The organism is Pseudoduganella sp. RAF19, assembly GCF_052114165.1.
Classification (GTDB): Bacteria; Pseudomonadota; Gammaproteobacteria; order Burkholderiales; family Burkholderiaceae_D; genus Rugamonas.
This window is the reverse complement of record NZ_JBFREF010000002.1, coordinates 362,052-385,719: the sequence shown is the minus strand read 5'-3', so window position 1 is coordinate 385,719 and position 23,668 is coordinate 362,052. Positions and strand designations below refer to the sequence as shown.

15 protein-coding genes and 3 tRNA genes are annotated in these 23,668 nt (G+C 61.7%); 9 read left to right on the top strand and 9 right to left on the bottom strand.

Annotation, left to right across the window (positions count from 1 at the left end; translation table 11 throughout):
• The first annotated feature begins 8 nt into the window (after positions 1 to 8).
• The 4 genes from AB4Z19_RS06365 (at position 9) to AB4Z19_RS06350 (ending at position 2,713) form a co-directional block, all read left to right on the top strand.
• On the top strand, positions 9 to 788 hold the full coding sequence (locus AB4Z19_RS06365; RefSeq protein ID WP_442034699.1) for a peptidylprolyl isomerase: 780 nt from the start codon (positions 9 to 11) through the stop codon (positions 786 to 788).
• A gap of 70 nt (positions 789 to 858) precedes the next feature.
• The gene (locus AB4Z19_RS06360) at positions 859 to 1,632 is read left to right on the top strand and encodes a peptidylprolyl isomerase (protein WP_442034697.1); all 774 of its coding nucleotides are present in this window, start codon (positions 859 to 861) and stop codon (positions 1,630 to 1,632) included.
• 35 nt (positions 1,633 to 1,667) lie between these two features.
• Positions 1,668 to 2,339 (top strand): DNA alkylation repair protein, encoded by a 672-nt coding sequence (locus tag AB4Z19_RS06355; protein WP_442025371.1) that lies wholly within the window; start codon positions 1,668 to 1,670, stop codon positions 2,337 to 2,339.
• An 8-nt stretch (positions 2,340 to 2,347) separates the two neighbouring features.
• Entirely contained in the window at positions 2,348 to 2,713 is a 366-nt protein-coding gene (locus AB4Z19_RS06350) for a VOC family protein (protein ID WP_442025370.1), read from the top strand.
• Here the strand turns inward: AB4Z19_RS06350 and purL are convergent.
• Positions 2,703 to 6,749, bottom strand: a complete 4,047-nt coding sequence (gene purL / locus AB4Z19_RS06345; protein WP_442025369.1) for a phosphoribosylformylglycinamidine synthase — start codon at positions 6,747 to 6,749, stop codon at positions 2,703 to 2,705. The two genes, AB4Z19_RS06350 and purL, sit on opposite strands and share 11 nt — an antisense overlap.
• Positions 6,750 to 6,999: 250 nt before the next feature.
• Between purL and AB4Z19_RS06340 the strand changes: the two genes are divergently transcribed.
• Both AB4Z19_RS06340 and AB4Z19_RS06335 read left to right on the top strand, forming a co-directional pair.
• On the top strand, positions 7,000 to 8,640 hold the full coding sequence (locus AB4Z19_RS06340) for a tetratricopeptide repeat protein (protein ID WP_442034695.1): 1,641 nt from the start codon (positions 7,000 to 7,002) through the stop codon (positions 8,638 to 8,640).
• Positions 8,641 to 8,646: 6 nt separating this feature from the next.
• Positions 8,647 to 10,284: a tetratricopeptide repeat protein gene (locus AB4Z19_RS06335; RefSeq protein ID WP_442034694.1), complete on the top strand. Its 1,638-nt coding sequence runs from the start codon at positions 8,647 to 8,649 to the stop codon at positions 10,282 to 10,284.
• Positions 10,285 to 10,336: 52 nt separating this feature from the next.
• On the opposite strand, the gene AB4Z19_RS06330 is transcribed toward AB4Z19_RS06335, so the two are convergent.
• Complete coding sequence (locus AB4Z19_RS06330) at positions 10,337 to 13,948, bottom strand: hydantoinase B/oxoprolinase family protein (RefSeq protein WP_442034693.1); 3,612 nt, start codon at positions 13,946 to 13,948, stop codon at positions 10,337 to 10,339.
• A gap of 87 nt (positions 13,949 to 14,035) precedes the next feature.
• Here AB4Z19_RS06330 and AB4Z19_RS06325 point away from each other — a divergent pair, with 87 nt between their 5' ends.
• On the top strand, positions 14,036 to 15,538 hold the full coding sequence (locus AB4Z19_RS06325; RefSeq protein WP_442034691.1) for an NAD(P)H-hydrate dehydratase: 1,503 nt from the start codon (positions 14,036 to 14,038) through the stop codon (positions 15,536 to 15,538).
• Between the two features lie 154 nt (positions 15,539 to 15,692).
• On the opposite strand, the gene AB4Z19_RS06320 is transcribed toward AB4Z19_RS06325, so the two are convergent.
• A complete protein-coding gene (locus AB4Z19_RS06320; protein WP_442029205.1) occupies positions 15,693 to 16,439 on the bottom strand; it encodes an ABC transporter ATP-binding protein in 747 nt (248 codons plus the stop codon).
• On the opposite strand from AB4Z19_RS06320, the gene AB4Z19_RS06315 reads away from it, so the two are divergent.
• Positions 16,438 to 17,064 carry an arylesterase gene (locus AB4Z19_RS06315; RefSeq protein WP_442029204.1) on the top strand — a complete coding sequence of 209 codons (627 nt, stop codon included), beginning with the start codon at positions 16,438 to 16,440 and terminating at the stop codon, positions 17,062 to 17,064. The genes AB4Z19_RS06320 and AB4Z19_RS06315 overlap by 2 nt on opposite strands.
• Complete coding sequence (gene mnmH / locus AB4Z19_RS06310) at positions 17,061 to 18,116, top strand: tRNA 2-selenouridine(34) synthase MnmH (RefSeq protein ID WP_442034689.1); 1,056 nt, start codon at positions 17,061 to 17,063, stop codon at positions 18,114 to 18,116. Before AB4Z19_RS06315 ends, mnmH begins: the two co-directional genes overlap by 4 nt.
• 28 nt (positions 18,117 to 18,144) lie before the next feature.
• Here the strand turns inward: mnmH and AB4Z19_RS06305 are convergent, their stop codons facing one another.
• The 6 genes from AB4Z19_RS06305 to lon all read right to left on the bottom strand — a co-directional run bounded on the left by AB4Z19_RS06305 (position 18,145) and on the right by lon (position 23,428).
• Complete coding sequence (locus tag AB4Z19_RS06305) at positions 18,145 to 20,043, bottom strand: SurA N-terminal domain-containing protein (protein ID WP_442034687.1); 1,899 nt, start codon at positions 20,041 to 20,043, stop codon at positions 18,145 to 18,147.
• Positions 20,044 to 20,201: 158 nt separating this feature from the next.
• Positions 20,202 to 20,278, bottom strand: a tRNA-Asp gene (locus AB4Z19_RS06300).
• 20 nt (positions 20,279 to 20,298) lie between these two features.
• Positions 20,299 to 20,375, bottom strand: a tRNA-Asp gene (locus tag AB4Z19_RS06295).
• 33 nt (positions 20,376 to 20,408) lie between these two features.
• Positions 20,409 to 20,484 (bottom strand) — tRNA-Val (locus AB4Z19_RS06290).
• Between the two features lie 41 nt (positions 20,485 to 20,525).
• On the bottom strand, positions 20,526 to 20,798 hold the full coding sequence (locus tag AB4Z19_RS06285) for an HU family DNA-binding protein (RefSeq protein ID WP_055927923.1): 273 nt from the start codon (positions 20,796 to 20,798) through the stop codon (positions 20,526 to 20,528).
• A 221-nt stretch (positions 20,799 to 21,019) separates the two neighbouring features.
• Positions 21,020 to 23,428, bottom strand: a complete 2,409-nt coding sequence (lon, locus tag AB4Z19_RS06280; protein ID WP_442034685.1) for an endopeptidase La — start codon at positions 23,426 to 23,428, stop codon at positions 21,020 to 21,022.
• Between the last annotated feature and the right edge of the window lie 240 nt (positions 23,429 to 23,668).

Below are 23,668 nucleotides of genomic sequence, written 5' to 3'. Positions count from 1 at the left end.
TTAAATCAATGACTTTCAAGCCAGCCCGTCTGCTGCTCGCACTCATCGCCGTTGCGTCTGCACCAGTCTTTGCTCAGAACGTTGCTGTCGTTAACGGCAAAGCCATTCCTACTTCCCGTGTTGACGCCATCGTCAAGCAGCTGGTAGCACAGGGCCAACAACAAGACAGCCCTCAGCTGCGTGAAGCCATCAAGAAAGACCTGATCGGCCGTGAAGTAATGATGCAGGAAGCGGAAAAACAAAAGTTCGGTAACGACCCACAGGTCAAGCAGGCGCTGGAAAACGCCCGCCAGGCCATCGTGCTGAACGCCATGGTTGCCGACTACGTCAAGAAGCACCCGGTTGCCGACGCCGAAGTGAAGGCTGAATACGACCGCGTGGTTGCTCAGACCGGCGACAAGGAATACCACGTACGCCACATCCTGGTGGAGTCCGAGAAGGACGCGACCGACATCATCGCCAAGCTGAAAGGCGGCGCCAAGTTCGAAGACCTGGCCAAGAATTCCAAGGATGCTGGTTCCGCTGCCAACGGCGGCGACCTGGACTGGGGCACCCCATCCAACTTCCCTAAGCAATTTGCTGACGCCTTCGTAGGCCTGCAAAAAGGCCAGATCACCGAGAAGCCACTGCAGACCCCGAACGGCTGGCACGTGATCAAGGTCGACGACATTCGTCCTGTGAAGCTGCCAACCCTGGAAGAAGCCAAGCCGCAAATCACCGACGCGCTGATCCAGAAGAAGCTGCAAGCCTACCAGGAAGAACTGGTGAAGAAAGCCAAGATTCAGTAATCAGCTGATCTGACCTGTCCGGCGCCTGTGTGGCGCCGGTTTTGCATTTTATTTCTTAGGAATAGACAAGATGTTGAAGCCAGCAAGCCTGTTGTTAGCACTGACCGCTGTAGTCGCCGCACCAGCATTCGCGCAAAACGTAGCCACCGTCAACGGCAAAGCCATCCCGGCAACGCGCGTGGACGCCATGGTCAAGCAAGTGACCGCCCAGAGTGGCCAGCCGGATTCGCCTCAGCTGCGCGAAGCCATCAAGAAGGACCTGATCGGCCGCGAGGTGCTGATCCAGGAAGCCGACAAGCAAGGCTTCGCCGCCAAGCCGGAAGTCAAGCTGGCGCTGGAAAACGCACGCCAGTCCATCATCATCAACGCCATGCTGCAAGACTACGTCAAGAAGCATCCGGTAACTGATGCTGAAATCAAAGCCGCTTACGACGAGCACAAAGCTTCCCGCGGCGACAAGGAATACCACGCACGCCACATCCTGGTTGGCACCGAGAAGGAAGCCCAGGACATCATCGCCAAGCTGAAAGCCGGCGGCAAGTTTGAAGAACTGGCCAAAGTATCCAAGGACAGCTCCGCCAACAACGGCGGCGATCTGGACTGGGCCGCTCCAGGCAGCTATGTGAAGCCATTCTCCGACGCCATGGTGGCCCTGAAGGAAGGTCAATTCACCGACAAGCCAGTGCAGTCCCAGTTCGGCTGGCACGTGATCAAGCTGGAAGGCGTTCGCCCAACCAAGCTGCCGGCTCTGGAAGAAGTGAAAGGCCAGGTGGCTGAAGCCCTGACCCAGCGCAAAGTCGCCGCCTACCGCGACGAACTGCTGAAGAAAGCCAAGATCCAGTAAGTGGACAAGAAAGCGCTCTCCGGAGCGCTTTTTTTATGACCAAAGCACCTCCCTCTCCCACCGCCGCTGGCGTTATCGCCGCCCTCGCCCCGCTCGCCGATCCCGTCCGCGCTCCCGCGATGCGCGCCTATATGCGCGATCACTTCGAATTCCTTGGCATCCCAACGCCTGCACGCCGGGCAGCGCTCAAGCCCCTGATCGCGGCGCTGCGCGGCGCCACGGAGAACGAACTGCTGGCGCTGGCCGGCACGCTATGGGATCTGCCCCAGCGCGAATATCAGTACGCCGCGCTGGATATTCTTGCGGCACGCTGGAAAACCCTGGGCGCCGAGCAACTGCCGGCCCTGATCGCACTGGCACGCCGCAAGTCCTGGTGGGATAGCGTGGATGCCACCGCCAGCATTGTCGGCGACGTGCTGCGCGGCAGCCACGACGGTATGGATGAAGCCTTGCAGGATGAGGATTTCTGGGTGCGCCGCATCGCCCTGCTCCACCAGCTCGGCTGGCGCGATGCCGTTGACGCGCCACGTCTGTTCCGTTATGCGTTAGCCTTGAGCCATGAGAAGGAATTCTTCATCCAGAAAGCCATCGGCTGGGCGCTGCGCGACTATGCCCGGCATGCGCCGGATGCGGTCGGGAATTTCCTTGCCCAGCATCGCGCACAACTGGCGCCCCTGAGCTACCGGGAGGCAGCCAAACATCTTTAGGAGAGAGGATGATTACGCAATCCATGTTCGTGATTGCCGTACCGGATCTGCAGCGCACCGCCGCCTTCTTTCGCAGCGTCCTCGCCTTCAAAATCCACGAGAGCGAAGAACCCGACTGGCGTATCTTCGTGAATGGCAGTTGCACCATCATGGCGGCCGAGCGGCCGTCAGCGCCGCCGCCCGTTAGCCTGGGCGACCACGCCTACTTCGCCTACCTGCTTGTCGATAAGGTAGATGCCTACTACCGACGCGCGCTGGATGCGCGCGTCGACATCTTCAAAGACCTGACCAACGAGCCATGCGCCATCCGTGAATTCGGATTACGCACGCCCGATGGCCATCGCCTGATGATCGGACAGCAGCTTAGCCGATGAACTTGCGCGCGTTGCGGAACATGCGCATCCACGGCGAATCCTCGCCCCAGCCATCCGGGTGCCAGGAGTTCGTCACGGTGCGGAACACGCGCTCTGCGTGCGGCATCATGACCGTGAAGCGTCCATCCGGCGTGGTGACCGAAGTCAGGCCACGTGGCGAACCGTTCGGGTTGAAGGGATAGACTTCGGTCGCGTCACCGCGGTTGTCCACGAAGCGCATTGCCGCAATGGCTTCATCGATCTTGCCGGTCTGGCTGAAGTCAGCGAAACCTTCACCGTGGGCGATGGCGATCGGCGTCTGGGTGCCGGCCATGCCCTGGAAGAAGATGGACGGCGAATCCAGCACTTCCACCATCGAGAAGCGAGCCTCGAATTTCTCCGACTTGTTGGTCGTGAACTTCGGCCAGGCGTGCGCACCGGGGATCAGCGGCTTCAGGTTGGCCATCATCTGGCAACCGTTGCAGACGCCGAGGCCGAAGGTGTCCTTGCGCTGGAAGAAGCGCGCGAACTGCTCCGACATCTCCGGATTGAACAGGATGGACTTGGCCCAGCCTTCGCCGGCACCCAGCACGTCGCCGTAGGAGAAGCCCCCCACCGCGATAATGCCCTGGAAGTCATCCAGCTTCACGCGGCCGGAAATCAGGTCGCTCATGTGCACGTCGACAGCCGCGAAACCTGCCTGGTGCATCACCCACGCCGTCTCGATATGCGAGTTCACGCCCTGCTCGCGCAGGATCGCCACACGTGGGCGCACGCCGGTGTTCAGGAACGGTGCAGCCACATTGTCGGCCATGTCGAAAGTGATCTTCGGCTGCATGCCTGGATCGGTTTCGTCCAGCAGGCGGTCAAATTCCGCATCGGCCGTGGCAGGATTCTCGCGGACGCGGGAAATGCGCCAGCTGGTTTCGCTCCACAGGCGGTGCAGCGCGGAACGCTGTGCGCTGTAGATGATCTTCGCATCGCGGGTGAATTCGATCACGCCGCGGTCGTTCAGCTTACCGATGATATGGCTGCAGGCGCCCAGATTGTGGGCACGCAGAACGTCCATCACAGCCGATTTCTCTTCGGCGCGCACCTGGATCACGGCGCCCAGTTCTTCGTTGAACAAGGCGCGCAGGGTGAAGTCGTTGCGGCGCTCAGCGATCTGGCCAGCCCAATTCTTGGCGTCGCCCTGGTCCATGGCGTGTTCGGATTCCAGCGTCAGCATGTCCAGGTTGACGGACAGGCCGGCGCGGCCGGCGAAGGCCATTTCCACCAGGGTGGTGTACAGGCCACCGTCGGAACGGTCGTGGTAAGCCAGGAGCTTGCCGTCTTTGTTCAGCTGCTGGATCGCGTTGAAGAAGGCTTTCAGGTCTTCCGGCGAATCCACGTCCGGTGCGTCGTTGCCCAGCTGGCCCATCACCTGCGACAGGGCGGATGCGCCCATACGGTTCTTGCCGCGGCCCAGGTCAATCACGATCAGGGCAGTCTCGCCCAGATCGGTGCGGATCTGCGGGGTCAGCGACTTGCGCACGTCGTACACCGGCGAGAAGCCGGAAACGATCAGCGATACCGGCGATACCACGGCCTTGTCTTCGCCCTCATCCTTCCAGGTGGTGCGCATGGACAGGGAGTCCTTGCCCACCGGGATGGACACACCCAGCGCCGGGCACAGTTCCATACCCACAGCGGCCACGGTGTCGAACAGCGCAGCGTCCTGGCCCGGCTGGCCGCATGCGGCCATCCAGTTGGCGGACAGTTTGATGTCGGAGATATCGGCGATCGGCGCAGCAGCCAGGTTGGTGATGGTTTCGCCCACCGCCATACGGCCGGAAGCCGGCGCGTCGATCACGGCCAGCGGCGTACGCTCGCCCATCGACATCGCCTCGCCCACATAGCCTTCGTAGCTCAGCGCAGTCACGGCGCAGTCGGCCACCGGCACCTGCCATGGGCCAACCATCTGGTCGCGCACCGACATGCCGCCCACGGTACGGTCGCCAATGGTGATCAGGAAGCTCTTGTCCGCAACGGTCGGCAGCAGCAGAACGCGGCGCGCCGCTTCTTCCAGCTGGATGCCGGTCAGGTCAATCGCAGGCAGCGCGTTCTGCACGTGCTTCACATCGCGGTGCATCTTCGGCGGTTTGCCCAGCAGGACTTCCATCGGCATGTCGACCGGATTGTTGCCCATTTCCTGGTCGATCACCTTCAGCTGGCGCTCTTCGGTCGCCACACCTACGACAGCAAAGGGGCAGCGCTCACGTTCGCACAGAGCCTGGAACACTGGCAGGTCGTTTGGCGCAATCGCCAGAACATAGCGTTCCTGCGATTCGTTGGACCAGATCTCTTTCGGCGCCATGCCGGATTCTTCCAGCGGCACTTTTCGCAGATCGAAGATCGCACCGCGCTTGGCGTCGTTGGTAATTTCAGGGAAAGCGTTCGACAGGCCACCCGCACCCACGTCGTGGATCGAGATGATCGGGTTGTTGTCGGCCATCTGCCAGCAGCCGTTGATCACTTCCTGGGCACGGCGTTCCATTTCGGGATTGCCGCGCTGGACGGAGTCGAAGTCCAGGTCCGCAGTGTTGGTGCCGGTCGCCATCGAGGAAGCGGCCGAGCCACCCATGCCGATGCGCATGCCAGGACCGCCCAACTGGATCAGCAGGCTGCCGACTGGGATGTCGTTCTTGTGCGTGTGCTTGCCAGAGATATTGCCGATACCGCCCGCAATCATGATCGGCTTGTGGTAGCCAAACACAGCGTCTTTCGCACCAGCGAACTGCTGGCCGATATTCTGCTCGTATGTTCGGAAGTAGCCACCCAGCACCGGACGGCCAAATTCATTCGAGAACGCGGCGCCGCCCAGCGGGCCGTCGATCATGATCTGCAGCGGCGAAGCGATGCGCTCCGGCTTGCCATAGACCCTGGATTCATCGCGCTTGCCAACCGGCGCGGTCACATTGGCCGCGTTTTCCCATGGCTGCACTGCACCCGGGATCATCAGGTTGGATACGGTGAAGCCGGTCAGGCCAGCCTTTGGCTTGGCGCCGCGGCCGGTTGCACCTTCGTCGCGGATCTCGCCGCCCGCGCCGGTGGAGGCGCCTGGGAACGGAGAAATGGCGGTCGGGTGATTGTGGGTTTCCACCTTCATCAGGGTGTGCACCAGTTCCGTGGACGGCGCGTATTCATGGTTCTCGCCGCGCGGGTAGAAGCGGGTAACTTCCGCACCTTCGATGATCGACGAGTTGTCCGAGTACGCCACCACGGTGCCGCGCGGGTTCTTCTCGTGCGTGTTCTTGATCATCTTGAACAGCGAAATGGCTTGCTGTTCGCCGTCGATGGTCCAGTCGGCGTTGAAGATCTTGTGGCGGCAGTGTTCCGAGTTCGCCTGCGCGAACATCATCAGCTCCACGTCGGTCGGATTGCGCTTGGCGGTGGTGAAGGCTTTGTCCAGGTAGTCGATTTCATCGTCGGACATCGCCAGACCCAGGTCCGTATTGGCCTTTTCCAGCGCGTGGCGGCCGGCGCCCAGCACATCGATGAATTCCAGACCCTTGGCGTCCAGGCTGGAGAACAGACCGGCTGCCTGGTCGGCGCTGCGCAGCACCGACTCGGTCATGCGGTCATGCAGCAGGGCTGCCACGGCTTGCGCCTCTTCCGGCGACAATTTCTTGGCCGCGCCCAGGCCGGTGCCCAGGATACCGCCCTTCAGGTTCACGCGGTAAGCCACGCCGCGCTCAACGCGGTGCACGTGGATCATGCCGCAGTTATGCACGATATCGGTAGCCTTCGAAGCCCACGGCGAAATGGTGCCGAAGCGCGGGATGACGAAGAATTCTTCCACCACGCCGTCGGCTTGCTCCGCCAGGGCCGGCTCGCCATACGTCAGCAGGCCATTGAGGCGGGTTTTGTCGTCGGCCGACAGCTCGGAAGCGCTGTCAACGAAGTGGATGTAGCGTGCTTGCACCGAGCTAATCGAGGGCAGCACAGCTTGCAGTTGGGTTAAAAGACGTTGGCTACGGAATGCGGACAGGGCGTTTGAACCCGGCAGAATCAACATGGTTGGGAGGCAGTAGGTGCAGCGTAGCTGCGGATTAAAAGAATACTGGGCACGAGCTGAATGGTCTTGCGGAATTTCCTTTGCCGACATTATACCGGTTTCAGCCCCCTCTTCCCACCCCGCCGCCATGGCAATGCAGCAACATTTTCGGCCAAAACTAGCTTTTGCAGGGCGTAAACACGCGCAAAACGTCCATTTTGGGGTGTGCTTGGAGTATTCTCCTTCCCAATGAGAGAACTTTGACTTCGCAATGCAAGCGTATAACAACCTGTCGGTCCTGATCATCGATCCGAACCAGCATATGCGTGCGGGCCTGCACAATATGCTGTCGCAGCTCGACGTCCGCCAGATTGAGCACGCGGTGAGCAGCGGTACGGCCATCCGCCAACTGGACAAGCGCCATTACGACCTGATTCTGTGTGAATACGATCTGGGCAGCGAAAACGGCCAGGATGGCCAGCAGCTGCTGGAAGACCTGCGCCACCACAAAATCATCTCCCAGTCAGCCATGTTCATCATGCTGACCACGGAAGGCATGTACGGCAAAGTGGTCAGCGCGGCCGAACTGACGCCGACCGATTACATTCTTAAACCTTTTACGGTGGACGTGCTGTCCCAGCGCATCGCGCGTGCTGTGGACCGCCGCAACGCCCTGCTGCCGGTGCACCAGATGTTCGAACAAGGCCGCCTCCAGGAAGCAATCGACGCCAGCGAGAGCGCGGCGACCGCCCATCCGCGCTACGCCACCGAATGCGCCCGTCTGCGCGCCGAGGCTTTGCTGGCGCTTGGCCACACAGAGGCGGCGCAAGGCACATACGCTGAAATCCTCGAATCGCGCGACGTCGGCTGGGCTCAGCTCGGCCTGGCCCGCTGCCAGTTCGCCGCGCGCAACTTTGCCGCCGCGGTGGAGACGCTGCAAACACTGCTGGATGCGAATCCCAAGTTCATGGCCGCATACGACCTGATGGCGCGCGCCCACGAAGCCATGGGCCAGCCCGACGATGCACGACAGGTGCTGGAAGCCGCCGTCTCCATCTCGCCCCATATGGTGCGCCGCCTGCGCCACCTCGGCCAGGTGGCTTTTGACACCGGCGACGTGGCGGCGGCCGAAAAAACCTTCAAGCAGGTCGTCGCCCGCGCCAAGTATTCCGAATTCCGCGATCCCGAAGATCACGTGAATCTGGTGCGCACGCTGGTGAAGAAGGGCGACGCATCCGGCGCCGCCACCGTGCTGCGCGATCTGGAACGCTCCTCCCGCAGTGGACCGAATACCGATGCCTGCCGCGCCTATTCCGCCGCCATGCTGCAAGCCTTGAATGGCAACGGCGCGGCGGCGGCAGTCGAACTGGCGAACGCCGCCAAGGCGCTGGAAGCCTGCAGCGGCCTGTCGCGTGGCCTGAAAATGGGTCTGGTGCAAAGCTGCCTGGAGAATGGCCTCGATCAGGAAGCCATGCATTTGCTGGACGCCTTCACCGACGATGCCCATAGCGGCATCAACCAGGCCGACGCCGAAGCCCTGTATGTCAAGGCCGGCCGCAGCGACCTGGCGCATAACGAAGGCGATAGCGTGGAGCGCTATCTCGATGATCTGGTCAAGCAGGCCGCGGCCCGCAGCGGCCAGGGCGACCAGCGCGGCGCCATTCAGGTATTGAAGGCGGCCGTCAAGCGGCGTCCGGACAATCCGGGCCTGATGTCCGCCCTCGCCTCCGCCATGCTGCGCCTGATGAACGACGAGGGCTGGGACGCCCCTCTGGCCGAGCAGTGCGCCGCGCTGCTGGCACGGCTGCGCAAGGCCGACCCGCGGCACGCCATGCTGGCGGGTCTGTCGTCCCAATACATCGCACTGCGAACTAAAACAAACCAGACCAGCGCCATTTCGAGCGCGGAGTAAAGCACGATGCCATTGACCAGCGACCTGTCCGTCCTTATTGTTGACCCGAATCCGGCGATGCGGGGAAACTTGCACAATATGCTTAGCCAGTCCTCGATCTCACGCATCGAGTACGCGGTCAGCGCGGGCACGGCCATCCGCCAGTTGAGCAACAAACGCTTCGACATCATCCTGTGCGAGTATGATCTGGGCAACGGCAGCGAAGACAGCGGCCAGGATGGCCAGCAGCTGCTGGAAGACCTGCGGCACCATAAGCTGATCGACCGTTCCGCCATCTTCATCATGCTCACCTCCGAGGGTGTGCACAGCAAGGTGATGGGCGCTGCCGAACTGACGCCCACCGACTACGTGCTGAAGCCATTCACGGTGGACCTGCTGCTGCAGCGGATCACGCGCGCCGTGGACCGCCGTGCGCTGTTCATGCCGGTCTACCAGCAGATCGCTTCCGGCCAGTTGCGCGAAGCGGTGAAGGCTTGCCGCGAGTCGGAAATCTCCCATGCCCGCTACGCAACCGAATTTGCCCGCCTGCGCGCCGAGCTGTTGTCCGAACTGGGCGAACTGGCGGAAGCCGAACATGTCTATCAGGGCGTGATGGTGACGCGCCACTCGGGCTGGGCGCAGCTGGGCCTCGCCCGCTGCCAGTTTGCCCAGCAACGCTACGACGAAGCACAGGGTACGCTGGAGCGCCTGCTGGAGCTGAATCCGCAGCTGATGGCGGCCTACGACCTGCTGGCGCGTACTTACGAGGCGATGGGCCAGACCGTGCAAGCCAAGAAAGTGCTGGAGGATGCCGTGTCGATCTCGCCTCATCTGGTGCAGCGCTTGCGGCACCTGGGCGAAGTGTCGTTCGAGTCCGGCGACATCAGCGGCGCAGAGAAAGCGTTCAAGCAGGTGGTGGCGAAAGCGCGCTATTCCGAATTCCGCGATCCCGAGGATCATGTGAACCTGGTGCGCGCGCTGGTGCGCAAGGGCGACGCGAACCAGGCCAGTGGCGTGATCCGCGATCTGGAACGCTCGCTGCGCGCCAATGCCAACACCGAAGCCTGCCGCTCCATTTCGAATGCGCTGCTGCTGGATTTGACGGGCAAGGAGAATGAAGCAGCCGAGGAGCTGTCCAACGCCGTGAGTGCCGTCGGCATGGCGCGCGGGCTATCGAGCCAGCTGCGCATCGGACTGGTGCACGCTTGCCTGCGGCATCGCCTGGATAGCGACGCCTCCGAAGTCATGTTGAATATGATGAATGATCCCGAAAGCGGGCTCTCGATGGAGCAGGCAGTCGGCGTGTTCGAGAAAGCCGGCCGCCACGATCTCGCGCGCGGCGTGGGCGATCGCATCAACAATCAGGTGGAAGCGATGGTCACCGAAGCGGCCGACAAGACGGCCCAGGGCGATCACCGGTCTGCGGTCATCACACTCAATCAGGCCCTGCGCCGCACGCCGGGCAATCTGCCGGTGCTATATGCGGCCGCGCAGGCAGCCGTGCGCCAGCTGGACGAACTGGGCTGGGAAGCACCGCTGGGCGAACAGGCCGCCGACCTGATCGGCCGCATCCGCCGCCTCGACCCCGACAATCCCCAGCTGGCCGCGCTGCTGGCCCAGTACACCGGCACGCAGCGCAAATACGGTATTTCCACCACCGCATAAGACTAGTGGCAGGCACGCCGTGCCTGCCACTCGGGTTTGCTGCGGGTTTTACTCAATGATCCGCGGGAGCGCCATATCCGCCGCCGCCCGGCGTTTCGATTACAAACACGTCACCGGGCCGCATCGCGGTCTTGCCGATGTGCCCCAACTGCTCCGTGCTGCCATCCACGCGCTGCACCGTATTACGGCCCAGCGCCCCGGGCTCGCCGCCCGCCATGCCAAACGGCGCATGCACGCGGTTATTCGACAGAATGGCCGCCGTCATCTCCTCCAGGAAGCGCACCTTGCGCACGCCGCCACTGCCGCCGTGCCACTGCCCCTTGCCGCCCGAATCCCTGCGAATCTCGTAGCTTTCCAGCCGCACCGGGAAGCGGAATTCCAGAATCTCAGGATCGGTCAGGCGCGAGTTGGTCATATTAGTCTGTACCACGTCCGTGCCATTGAAGCCGTCGCCTGCGCCCGAACCGCCGCTGATCGTCTCGTAATACTGATACTTCGCATTCCCGAAGGTGAAGTTGTTCATCGTGCCCTGCGAAGCGCCCTGCACGCCCAGTGCGCCGTACAGCGCATTGGTGATGCAGGTCGACGTCTCCACATTGCCCGACACTACCGACGCAGGATAGTGCGGATTCAGCATCGAGCCCGGCGGGATGACCACGTGCAAAGGCTTCAGACAGCCCGCATTAAGCGGAATCTCATCGTCCACCAGCGTCCGGAACACATACAGCACGGCCGCCATGCAAACCGCAGACGGCGCGTTGAAATTGTTATCCAGCTGGCCCGAAGTGCCGTTAAAGTCGATTTCCGCGCTGCGCTCCGCCTGATTCACACGGACAGCGACTTCGATGCGCGCGCCGTTGTCGAGGTCGAGCACAAAGTGGCCATCGCGCAGCGCGCTGATCACGCGGCGCACGGCTTCTTCGGCGTTATCCTGCACATGGCGCATATAAGCCTGCACCACGTCCAGGCCGAAGTGGGCCACCATCTTGCGCAGTTCTTCCACACCTTTCTGGTTCGCCGCCACCTGCGCACGGAAGTCGGCCATATTCTGGTCCGGATTGCGCGCAGGGTATTTGGCGCCTGCCAGCAGCGCACGCGCTTCGGCATCGCGCAACTGGCCGCCGGATGCACCGTCCACCAGCTTGAAATTATTAATCAGGACGCCCTCTTCTTCGATAAGGCGCGAATCCGGCGGCATCGAACCGGGCGTGGTGCCGCCAATGTCCGCATGGTGGCCACGCGAGCCAACGTAGAACAGGATCTTCTCGTCCGCCTCATCGAAGACCGGCGTGATGACGGTGACATCCGGCAAGTGGGTGCCGCCGTTGTAAGGGTCGTTCAGCATGTACACGTCGCCCGCGCGCATCTTGCCCGCGTTCTCGCGCATCACCGTCTTGATGCTTTCGCCCATGGAGCCGAGGTGCACCGGCATGTGCGGCGCATTGGCAATCAGATTGCCGTCGGCATCGAAGATGGCGCAACTGAAGTCCAGGCGCTCCTTGATGTTCACCGAGTAGGCCGTGTTCTGCAGGCGCAGCCCCATCTGCTCGGCGATGGACATGAACAGGTTGTTGAAGATCTCCAGCATGACCGGATCGGCCGTGGTGCCGATCGCCCGGCGCTGCGGCAGCGCTTCGATGCGAGTCAGCACCAGATGGTCTTGCGGCGTGACCTCGGCCTGCCAGCCTGGCTCCACGATGGTCGTCGCATTGGCTTCCGCAATGATGGCAGGGCCTTTGATGATGTCGCCAATGCGGGTGGACTCGCGCAGGAACAGGCCTGTATCGCGCCATTGGCCGGCGCTGTACATCTGCACCACGCGCTGCGGCGCCAGTGGCGCATGGCGCGGTGCGGCTTGCGGCGGCGCTTCGGCTGGCGCGTCGGATTTGCCGATGGCTTCCACCGACGCCGCTTCCACGATCAGCGCCTTGTGCGGCATCAGGAAGGAGAAACGCTTGCGATAGGCAGCCTCAAACTGCGCCTTCATCTCCGCCTCGCTGCCAAACAGCACGATCAGCGCGGAATCCGTGCCTTCATAGCGCAAGTGCACGCGGCGTACCACGTCGATACGCGCGGGGGCGACAGCCTGCGCCACCAGATCGGTGCGCGCCAGCTCGGCCAGCGCATCGAGGCGGCCTTCCAGCGCGGCGTGCGCATCGCCACCGAGTTTCATTTCAACCGCCGACTCCCGCATCACGGTCTGATCGGCCAGTCCCATGCCGTACGCCGACAGCACGCCCGCCAGTGAATGGATGAATACTGTTTTCATGCCCAGAGCATCAGCCACCAGGCAGGCATGCTGGCCGCCCGCACCACCAAAGCTGGTCAACGCGTATTCGGTGACGTCGTGGCCGCGCTGCACGGAAATCTGCTTGATTGCGTTGGCCATATTACCGACCGCGATCTCGATGAAGCCCTCAGCCACCTGCTCCGGCGAGGACGGGGCGCCGGTTGCAGCCTCGATTTCGCGAGCCATGGCAGCGAATTGATCGCGCACAGTTTCCGCGTCCAGCGGCTGGTCGCCCTTCGCGCCAAACAGTTTGGGGAAATTCTCGGGCTGGATTTTGCCCAGCATGACGTTGCAGTCCGTGACCGCCAGCGGGCCGCCGCGGCGGTAGCTGGCCGGGCCGGGATCAGCGCCGGCGCTATCCGGACCGACGCGGAAGCGGCTGCCGTCGAAGTGCAAAATGGAGCCGCCGCCCGCCGCCACGGTATGAATGCTCATCATGGGCGCGCGCATGCGCACGCCGGCGACCTGCGTCTCGAACACGCGCTCGAATTCGCCGGAGAAGTGCGACACATCGGTTGACGTGCCCCCCATATCGAAGCCGATTACCTTTTCGAAGCCCGCCGCGCGGCTGGCGCGCACCATGCCGACAATACCGCCTGCGGGGCCACTCAGAATCGAGTCCTTGCCCTGGAAGGCGCGTGCGTCGGTCAAACCGCCGTTCGACTGCATGAATTGCAGGTTCACGCCCGGCAGGTCGGAGGCTACCTGGTCCACGTAGCGGCGCAGGATGGGCGACAGATAGGCGTCAACGACCGTCGTATCGCCACGTGCCACCAGCTTCATCATCGGGCTGACGTGGTGCGAGACGGAGATTTGCGTAAAGCCGATTTCACGCGCAATCTGCGCTACCGTTTCTTCGTGCGCCGTGTAACGGTAGCCGTGCATGAAAACGATGGCCAGCGAGCGCAGTCCCTTGTCGTAGGCGGCCTGCAGGCCGGCGCGCGCCGCGGCACTATCCAGCGGCGTAACGACATCGCCATGTGCGCCGATGCGCTCGTCGATTTCGACCACGCACTGGTACAGCAGTTCGGGCAGCACGATATGGCGGTCAAACAGGCGTGGACGGTTCTGGTACGCGATGCGCAGTGCATCGCGGAAGCCGCGCGTGATGGCCAGAGCGGCCGGCTCGCCCTTGCGCTCCAGCAGCGCGTTGGTGGCCACGGTCGTGCCCATTTTCACCRCTTCGACCCGCTCGACCGGGATTGCTCCACCAGCCGCAACGCCCATCAGATGGCGGATGCCGGCAATGGCCGCGTCACGGTAATGCTCGGGGCTTTCGGACAGCAGCTTGTGCGTTCGCAGTTTGCCGTCCGGCATACGCGCAACGATATCCGTGAAAGTACCGCCCCTGTCGATCCAGAATTGCCAGTCCATTGCCTGCCCCGTATGCGTCGTGAAGCGCCTATTGTAGTGCGGCGGGCTGCTCTTGAGCAGCGGAATTTCGGTGCTAGAATTGTTGCCATGACCCCTCTCTACACCGTTGCCGAAATCCGCGACATCGAGCGCACCGCAGCGCAGCGGCTGCCAGAGGGTGCATTGATGCAGCGCGCGGGCCAGGCAAGCGCCAACGAGGCCCTGGACCTGCTGCCCTTCACGATCGCCAAGGCAAGAGTGCTGGCCCTGGCAGGTCCCGGCAATAACGGCGGCGACGCGCTGGAAGCCGCCGCCCATCTGGCCCATGCGGGCGCGCAGGTCACCCTGCTCCACTTTGAGCCAGGCGGCGAGCCTTCCGCCGAGCGCCGCCATGCCCTCGACCGCGCCCGTAGTGCACCTCTGCGTTTTCTGGCGCCGGAACTGGTGCATGTACATGGCGAATGGAGCCTGGTGATCGACGGGTTGTTTGGCATAGGGCTGAAACGGCCGCTGTCCGGCCTTGCCGCGGAGCTGGTCCAGGCAGTGAATACGCTGGGCTGTCCGGTGCTGGCGCTGGATGTGCCGAGCGGACTGGATGCCGATACCGGCGCCATCGTCGGGCCGCATGGCGTTGCGGTGCGCGCCACACACACCATCACCTTCATTGGCGACAAGCCCGGCCTGCATACTTGCGAAGGCCGCGATCACGCGGGACTGGTCCTGGTCAGCAATCTGGATCTGGATGGTTCGCTGTTTCCGCGCACGGCCGCCCGGCTGTCGGATGTTGCGCTGTTTTCGCACTGCGTGCAGCGCCGCCGTCACAGTGCGCACAAAGGCAGTTTCGGCAATGTGGCCGTGCTGGGTGGTGCGCGCGGGATGGCTGGCGCCCCCATTCTGGCCGCACGTACGGCCCTGATGTGCGGTGCGGGGCGCGTGTTCGCCTGTTTCATTGGCGARGCGCCCTCCTTCGATCCGAATCATCCTGAGCTGATGTGCCGCGCTGCGCAGGCATTCGATTTCGACACTGCCGTCACTGTTGCGGGGCCTGGACTGGGCACGTCAGCGTCGGCCTCGGAAATTCTGTTCAGCGCCCTGCACAGCCACAGCGCCATGGTCGCCGATGCCGATGCTTTGAATCTGTGCGCTGCAGACGCCAATCTGCGCGAGCTGCTGGCAACGCGCCATGCTCCGACATTAATCACGCCGCATCCGCTGGAAGCTGCGCGGCTGCTCGGTTGCAGCACGGCGGATGTGCAGGAAGACCGGCCCGCGGCGGCGCGCAAACTTGCTGCGGCGCTGAACGCGGTGGTGGTGCTGAAAGGATCGGGCACGGTAATCGCGGCGCAGGACGGCACAGTCGTCATCAACACCACCGGTAATCCGGCGCTTGCAACGGCGGGAACCGGCGACGTACTGGCGGGGCTTTGCGGCAGCCTGCTGGCGCAGGGTTGGCCGGCATGGGAGACGGCGCTGGGCGCGGTGTGGCTGCACGGCATGGCGGCTGATGTGCTGGTAGCGGAAGGCACGGGCGCGATTGGCATCACGGCCGGCGAGCTGATACCGGCCATCCGCACCGCCATCAACCGCCTGGCCAGCCATAGTGGCCGTTAGAATCCGCACCGCGATCAATCGCCTGCCAGCCACAGTGGCCGTTAGAATCCGCACCGCGGACAATCGCATGGCCAGCCACAGTCGCCTTTAGAACCCACGGCGTAAAACAGGTGCCTGCCACGGCGTGGCAGGCACCAGGTCCTGGCCTCGGGTTTTAAGGGACGATGCGGCCGGCCGCGATGGTGATGGTCCGGCCGCAGCGCGCAGCGATCGATGGGTCATGCGTCACCAGCACCAGCGTCGAACCGCGCTCGCGGTTCAGTTCAAACATCAACTGAATGACTGCCTCGCCGGTCGCCGCATCCAGGCTGCCGGTCGGTTCATCCGCCAGCAGCAGCGGCGGCTCGGTCACGAAAGCGCGCGCCAGCGCCACACGTTGCTGTTCGCCGCCGGACAGAAACTTGGGATAATGCTTAAGACGGCTTGACAGCCCCACGCGTCCCAGCATCGCTTCAGCCTTGGCGCGGGCATGCGAATCGCCCGCCAGTTCCAGCGGCAGCATCACATTTTCCAGCGCGGTCAGGTGCGGCAGCAGCTGGAAAGACTGAAACACAAAGCCCAGCTTTTCCTTGCGCAGCGACGCACGGCCGTCTTCGTCCAGAGCGAAAATATCGACACCGTCGAGGACGACGCGGCCCTCGCTCGGGGTGTCCAATCCCGCCAGGAGGCCCAGCAGGGTCGATTTACCGGAACCGGAGGCGCCGACGATAGCAAGCGTCTCGGCCTTTTGCACGGTAAAATCCACGCTATGCAAAATCGTCAGCTCGCCGCTGGCATCGGCCACGCGCTTGCTCAGGCCGGAAACTGCGATAGCGGCATGCGACACGGATACACGCGACGCCGGCAAGGCCGGTGCGTCGGGAATGAAACTGCTGGTAGACGCTTGAGGGAAATCGGGCATGATCTTGTTCAATAAGTTGCGACTGGCCTTGACCGCCCTGCTCCTGGTGGTCAGCGCGGCAAACGCCTATTCTGCACCAAAAACCCTGCTTGTGGTGGGCGATAGCTTGTCGGCCGAATATGGCCTGGCGCGCGGCACCGGCTGGGTCGCTCTGCTGGAGCAGAAACTGAAGTCGCAGAAGATGGATGCCAATATCGTCAACGCCAGCATCAGCGGCGAGACGACCAGTGGCGGCCGTACCCGCCTGCCCGCCCTGCTGAGCAAACACAAGCCGGATGTCGTCGTGATCGAATTGGGCGCCAACGATGGCCTGCGCGGCCTGCCGGTTCCCGCCGCCGAAGCCAATCTGCGCGCCATGGTCGATGCCTCGCGCAAGGCAGGCGCCCAGGTGCTGCTGGTCGGCATGCGCATGCCGCCGAATTATGGCCGCGACTATTCCGATAAATTCTTCGCCATGTACGGCGCCCTGAGCAAGAACGCCAAGGTGCCGCTGACGCCCTTCATGCTGGAAGGCGTTGCCGACAATACCTTCCAGGCCGACCGCCTGCATCCGCTGGCCCAGGCCCATCCGATTATCCTGGCCAATATCTGGCCCCACCTGCTTCCCATACTCAAAACAAAATGAAGTATCCCGAACTCCTGAAGATTGAAGACGTACTGGCCCGCCTCGACGAATTCGACACCATCATCGATGCGCGCAGCCCCTCCGAGTACGCGCTGGACCATCTGCCGAATGCCATCAACTGCCCGGTGCTGGATGACGAACAGCGCATCGCTGTCGGCACCATGTACAAGCAGGTCGGCTCGTTTGAAGCCAAGAAGGTCGGCGCAGCCATGGTGTCGAAGAATATCGCCTACCACATCGAAACGCTGTGGCTGGACAAGCCGCGCGACTGGAAGCCGCTGATCTACTGCTGGCGCGGCGGCAACCGCAGCGGCGCCATGGCGCATGTGCTGGCCAAGATCGGCTGGCCGGTGGTGCAGCTGGACGGCGGCTACAAGGCCTTCCGCAACCAGATCAACCTCGAACTTGAAAAGACGCCGGAGCTGGATTTCCGCGTCATCTGCGGCACTACCGGCAGCGGCAAGACCCGCCTGCTGGATACGCTGGAGGCAATCGGCGCGCAAGTGCTGGATCTGGAACAGCTGGCAGCCCACCGCGGTTCGGTGCTGGGCAATATTCCCTGCCAGCCGCAGCCTTCGCAGAAAGCGTTTGAGACCTCGATCTGGGACCGCCTGCGCCGCTTCGATCCTGCGCACCCCGTGTTCGTTGAATCCGAGAGCAAGAAGGTAGGCGACCTGCGCGTACCTGCGGCGCTGATGGACCGCATGCGCGCCTCGCAGTGCGTGGCCATGAACGTCTCGCGCGCCGACCGCGTGAAGCTGCTGATCGAGGATTACCAGCACTTCGCCTGCAATGCGCCGGCGCTGAATGCACAACTGGAGTTCCTGGTGCCACTGCACGGCAAGGAAAAGATCGCGCGCTGGCAGGAGATGGCCAGCGTCGGCCAGATGCCGGAGCTGGTGGACGAGCTGCTGGTGGATCACTACGATCCGGCTTACACCAAGTCGATCAACAGGAATTTCGTACAGTACGATAAAGCCCAGGCCGTGGAGCTCGCGGACATCTCGCCAGACTCCTTCCTGGCCGCAGCGAGACAGCTGCACAAGGAATAAAAAAAGCCGCCCGTGGGCGGCTTTTTTATTATTCGGCTTTCGCCGGAGCGGTGGTGACCGGTCGAACGATCTTCACTTTCGCTTTCTGCTTCAGCACTTCCACGTAGCCCACCATTTCCTGCTGCGCGGTCAGCGTATTGATCTGCTGCGCTTCCTGATCGCGGCGTGCTGCGTCTTCGTTGGCAGGCTGCTGCACCTTGCCGATGCGGTACACGCCGTAACCTACGCCCGGTACTTCCACGCCGACATAAGCCGGCAGCTTGGAGACGTCGGCGCGCATCACAGCCTGGAAGGCCGCAGGATTGAATTCAGGCTTGGCGCGGGACACCAGTTTGGCTTCACCGAAGCCTTCAGCGCTACCGGCCTTTTTCGCTGCAGCCAGCTTCTCTTCGCCGGCTTTGTGCGCGGCCTTCAGGGCTTCTTCCATGGTCACGCGTTGACGGATTGCGCCTTCCACTTCAGCCAGCGGACGCTTGGATGCAGGCTTGAATTCCACGATACGTCCGGAAACCAGAGTGCTCGGCGCCACTTCAACGGCTTCGGTATTGCGCTTGTTCTTGATGGCGTCATCGGAGAACAGCGCGGTCAGGAACTTGGCGTTGTTGAACGGCGCCTGGCCCAGTGCAGGCGACGGCTGACGGGTCAGGCCTTCGGCGGTTTCGATCTTCAGTTTCAGCTTGTCGGCCGCTGGCTTCAGGCTGTCCGCTTGCTCGTACACGGTGTTGGTGAAGGTTTCAGCCATTTCGGAATACTTCTTCGCGGCCTTCTGCTTCTTGATCTCGGCGACGATTTCCGGCTTCACTTCGTCCAGCGTCTTCACATGCGCAGGCTTCAGCTGGGTCACGGTGATGATGTGGTAGCCGAATTCGGACTCCACCAGATTGCTGATCTCGCCCTGCTTCAGGCTCAGGATCGCGTCTTCTACCGGCTTCACGAAGCTGCCCTTGACCAGGAAGTCCAGATCACCGCCCTGCTCCGCGGAGCCCTGGTCTTCCGACTTGGCCTTGGCAATCTTGGCGAATTCGGCCGGGTTCTTACGCACTTCGGCCAGGATAGCTTCAGCCTTGGCTTTCGACGCTGCCTTGTCGGTGCCGTACTTGATCAGGATGTGGCTCGAACGGCGCTGCTCTTCTTCGCTGTAGCGCTTTTCGTTGTTCTTGTAATAGGACGCGATTTCCTCATCGTTCACGCTGACCTGGTCTGCAATCGCAGCGGCGTTCAGCACCACGTATTCGATCCTGGCTTGCTCAGGCACTTCGAACAGCTTGGCGTTCTTGTCGTAGAAGGCTTTCACCATATCGTCGGTGATCTTCACCTGCGGCACGAAGGAAGCCACCGGCAGCATCAGTTCCTGCACTTCGCGCTCTTGTGCGCCGAAGTCGGAAATCATCTTGGACACGGTGCGTGGCGCGAAGCCGCTGAACTCGATGGCGCCGGTCAGCTGCTGCAGGCTCAGTTCCTGGCGCAGACGCGCCTGATGCATCTCTGGCGACATGCCTTGCGCGGCCAGCACGGCCTTGTAGCGCTCGACTTCGAACTTGCCTTTGTCATCCACCAGGCCTGGAATCTCGCTGATGATCTTGCGCAGCGTAGCGTCAGTCACGGTCAGGTGATCGCGGTGCACTTCGGCGTTCACTGCGCGCTCGGCGATCAGCGTATCCAGCACGTTCTGCTTGAATTCCGGCGTGTCGAACTGCTTCTGGTCGAACTGTGGACCCATACGCTGGCGCAGGTTGTCCAGCTGGTTGCGCTGTGCGTTGTCCAGCTCTTGCTGCGTCACCGAACGGCCATCGACCTTGGCGAGCGTATTGGCGTCTTCGCCAAAGCTGCGGTAACCGCTGATGCCGACGAGGGCAAACGACGGCACAATCAGAATCGCCAAAATAATCTGCATCAGTTTTTGATGCGTGCGAACAAAATCAAACATGGTTAGCTGGTTTCCGGTCTTGTGGATGCTACGTAAATGTTCGCGCGATTTTACAGGGCTGTTGCCCCCATAGCAAGGCGCCACAAAGGAAAAAAGCCCCATCTGCACATAGCGCGACCTGGGGCGCGTTAGGGCTGATGAGGCTTTTTTCGGTATTCTGGCGGAGTGGACGGGGCTCGAACCCGCGACCCCCGGCGTGACAGGCCGGTATTCTAACCAACTGAACTACCACTCCAGGTAGTTGTGTGCGCTTGCTGGCGGAGTGGACGGGGCTCGAACCCGCGACCCCCGGCGTGACAGGCCGGTATTCTAACCAACTGAACTACCACTCCTGCAAACACAACACGGTACTACAATCGTTTAACTGGTGGGCGTTGAGAGGGTCGAACTCCCGACCTAATCCTTGTAAGGGATCCGCTCTACCAACTGAGCTAAACGCCCGGTTAAACTGCCCGGTAAGCATCACTGCTTACCGAAGGCCATTATTGTACAGCGTCTTTCAAAGCTTTACCAGCTTTAAATTTAGGAACTTTTGCTGCATCAATCTTGATCTCTTCTTTCGTGCGCGGATTGCGGCCGGTACGGGCTGCGCGCTCGCTCACGGAGAAGGTGCCGAAGCCGACCAGGGTGACGCTGTCGTTCTTGGCCAGGGTGGTGGTTACGCCATCGATCACTGCGTCCAGCGCGCGAGCGGCTGCCGCTTTCGAGATGTCTGCGGAAGTAGCGATGTGGTCGATCAGTTCAGTCTTGTTCAAAGCAAGGTCCCCGTCACAAAGGTTTAAATCGTTTATACCGTTTTCATGCCTAACAATAAGGCAGAAAAATATTGCGAGAAAAATCTCAGGGCGTATTAAACAAGCCGGGATTACTCTGTGTCAAGGGTAAATAGCAAAACAGGCGCCAGATGGCGCCTGTTTTTCCAAACCGGGTGACCCAAGTGTCTGCCACGAGGTGGCAGACACTGGCTTTTCACGGTTCAGTGTTTGACTACTTCGGCTGGGCCGTCGCTTTTGGCGGCAGCGGCTGCAACCGCCTCCACCGGCACTTCAGTGATAGGCTCCGGCTGGCGTTCCAGCGCGACTTCCAGCACCTTGTCGATCCAGCGCACCGGCACGATTTCCAGCTTGTTCTTCACATTGTCCGGAATCTCGGCCAGGTCCTTCACGTTCTGCTCGGGAATCAGAACGGTCTTGATGCCGCCGCGATGCGCTGCCAGCAGCTTCTCTTTCAGACCGCCGATCGGCAGCACTTCGCCGCGCAGCGTGATCTCGCCGGTCATGGCGACGTCCGCACGGACCGGGATGCCCGTGAAGGTCGACACCATGGCAGTCGTCATCGCGATACCGGCCGAAGGTCCATCTTTAGGCGTAGCGCCTTCCGGCACGTGGATGTGAATATCCTGCTTCTCGAACGCTTCGGTTTTGATGCCGAGGCGCGAAGCGCGGCTACGCACTACGGTACGCGCTGCTTCGATGGACTCCTTCATCACATCGCCCAGCGTACCGGTACGGATCACATTGCCCTTGCCCGGCATGTTCACGGACTCGATGGTCAGCAGATCGCCGCCCACTTCGGTCCATGCCAGGCCGACCACCTGGCCGATCTGATTGGTCTTCTCGGCCACGCCAAAGTCGTAGCGGCGCACGCCCAGGAACTTGTCCAGGTTTTTCGGCGTCACAGCGACCTTCTTGTCGGACTTCTTCAGCAGCAGCATCTTCACGACTTTGCGGCAGATCTTGGCCACTTCACGTTCCAGCGAACGCACGCCGGCTTCGCGGGTGTAATAGCGAATCGCGTCGCGCACGGCCGCTTCGCTGATGCTGATCTCGCCTTCCTTCAGACCGTTGTTCTTGATCTGTTTCGGCAGCAGATAACGCAGCGCGATATTGGCCTTCTCGTCTTCCGTGTAGCCGGACAGGCGGATCACTTCCATACGATCCAGCAGCGCCGGCGGGATGTTGTAGCTGTTCGACGTCGCCACGAACATCACGTCGCTCAGATCGAAGTCCACTTCAATGTAGTGGTCCGAGAACGTGTGGTTCTGTTCGGGGTCCAGCACTTCCAGCAGGGCCGACGACGGATCGCCGCGGAAGTCCGCGCCCATCTTGTCGATCTCGTCCAGCAGGAACAGCGGGTTGCGCACGCCAACCTTCGACAGCGACTGCAGCACCTTGCCCGGCATGGAGCCGATATAGGTACGGCGGTGACCGCGGATCTCGGCCTCATCGCGCACACCACCCAGCGCCATCCGCACGTACTTGCGGTTGGTGGCCTTGGCGATGGACTGGCCCAGCGAGGTCTTACCCACGCCTGGAGGACCAACGAAGCACAGGATCGGTGCTTTCAGCTTGTCCACGCGCTGCTGCACCGCGAGGTATTCCAGAATGCGTTCCTTGATCTTCTCAAGGCCATAGTGGTCGGCTTCCAGGATGCGCTCGGCATTGGCCAGATCGTTGTTGACCTTGGACTTTTTCTTCCAGGGCAGCGACACCAGCGTATCGATGTAGTTGCGCACCACGGTGGCTTCGGCCGACATCGGCGACATCAACTTCAGCTTCTTCAGCTCGGCCTGGGCCTTTTCCAGCGCTTCCTTCGGCATCTTGGCGGCGGCTACCTTCTTCTCGAGTTCGTCGAGATCGGCGCCCTCTTCGCCTTCGCCCAGTTCCTTCTGGATGGCTTTGACCTGTTCGTTCAGGTAGTACTCGCGCTGCGACTTCTCCATCTGGCGCTTGACGCGGCCACGGATGCGCTTTTCGACCTGCAGGATATCCAGCTCGCCTTCCAGCTGGCCGAGCAGATGCTCCAGGCGCTTGGCGACGTTGAAGATTTCCAGGATGACCTGTTTCTGTTCGAGCTTGAGCGGCAGGTGCGCTGCCACGGTGTCGGCCAGACGGCCGGCATCGTCGATGCCCGACAGGGATGCGAGGATTTCTGGCGGGATCTTCTTGTTCAGTTTGACGTACTGGTCGAACTGCTGAACGATCGCACGGCGCATGGCCTCGATCTCGGACTCATCGCCAATTTCCGACTCCAGCGGTACCAGGTCGGCAATAAAGTGAGTAGGCGAATCGGTAATCTTGCGGATGCGCGCACGCTGCGAACCTTCGACCAGCACCTTCACGGTACCGTCCGGCAGTTTCAGCATTTGCAAAATGTTGGCGACGCAGCCGATTTCATAAATATCAGCGGGAGAAGGTTCGTCCTTGGCGGCGGCTTTCTGGGCAGCGAGCATGATGCTCTTGCCCTGCTCCATTGCCGCTTCCAGCGCCTTGATCGATTTCGGGCGGCCAACAAACAGCGGTATCACCATATGCGGAAAAACGACGACATCCCGCAGAGGCAACAGAGGCAGTTGAGTTTGCTCAGTTAATTTGGAAGTTGTCATGGCGTACCCTATGTAAAAGCTTGGTTATGATGTAGGCCCTCGCGGCCAAATCACAAGACCTGCAACCGTAATATTTCTCAGAAAAATTAAGATTTGCTGAAATTATTAGCGGCTACGATAAAAGAACGCATTTTCAAATAAAAAAAGCCACGCGCGACAGGCAATCGCGAGTGGCTTTCCGACTGAAGCCTGCGTTCTATTATTGGTTTTGATTGTACCGCCTTGCCTCAGGGATGCAAA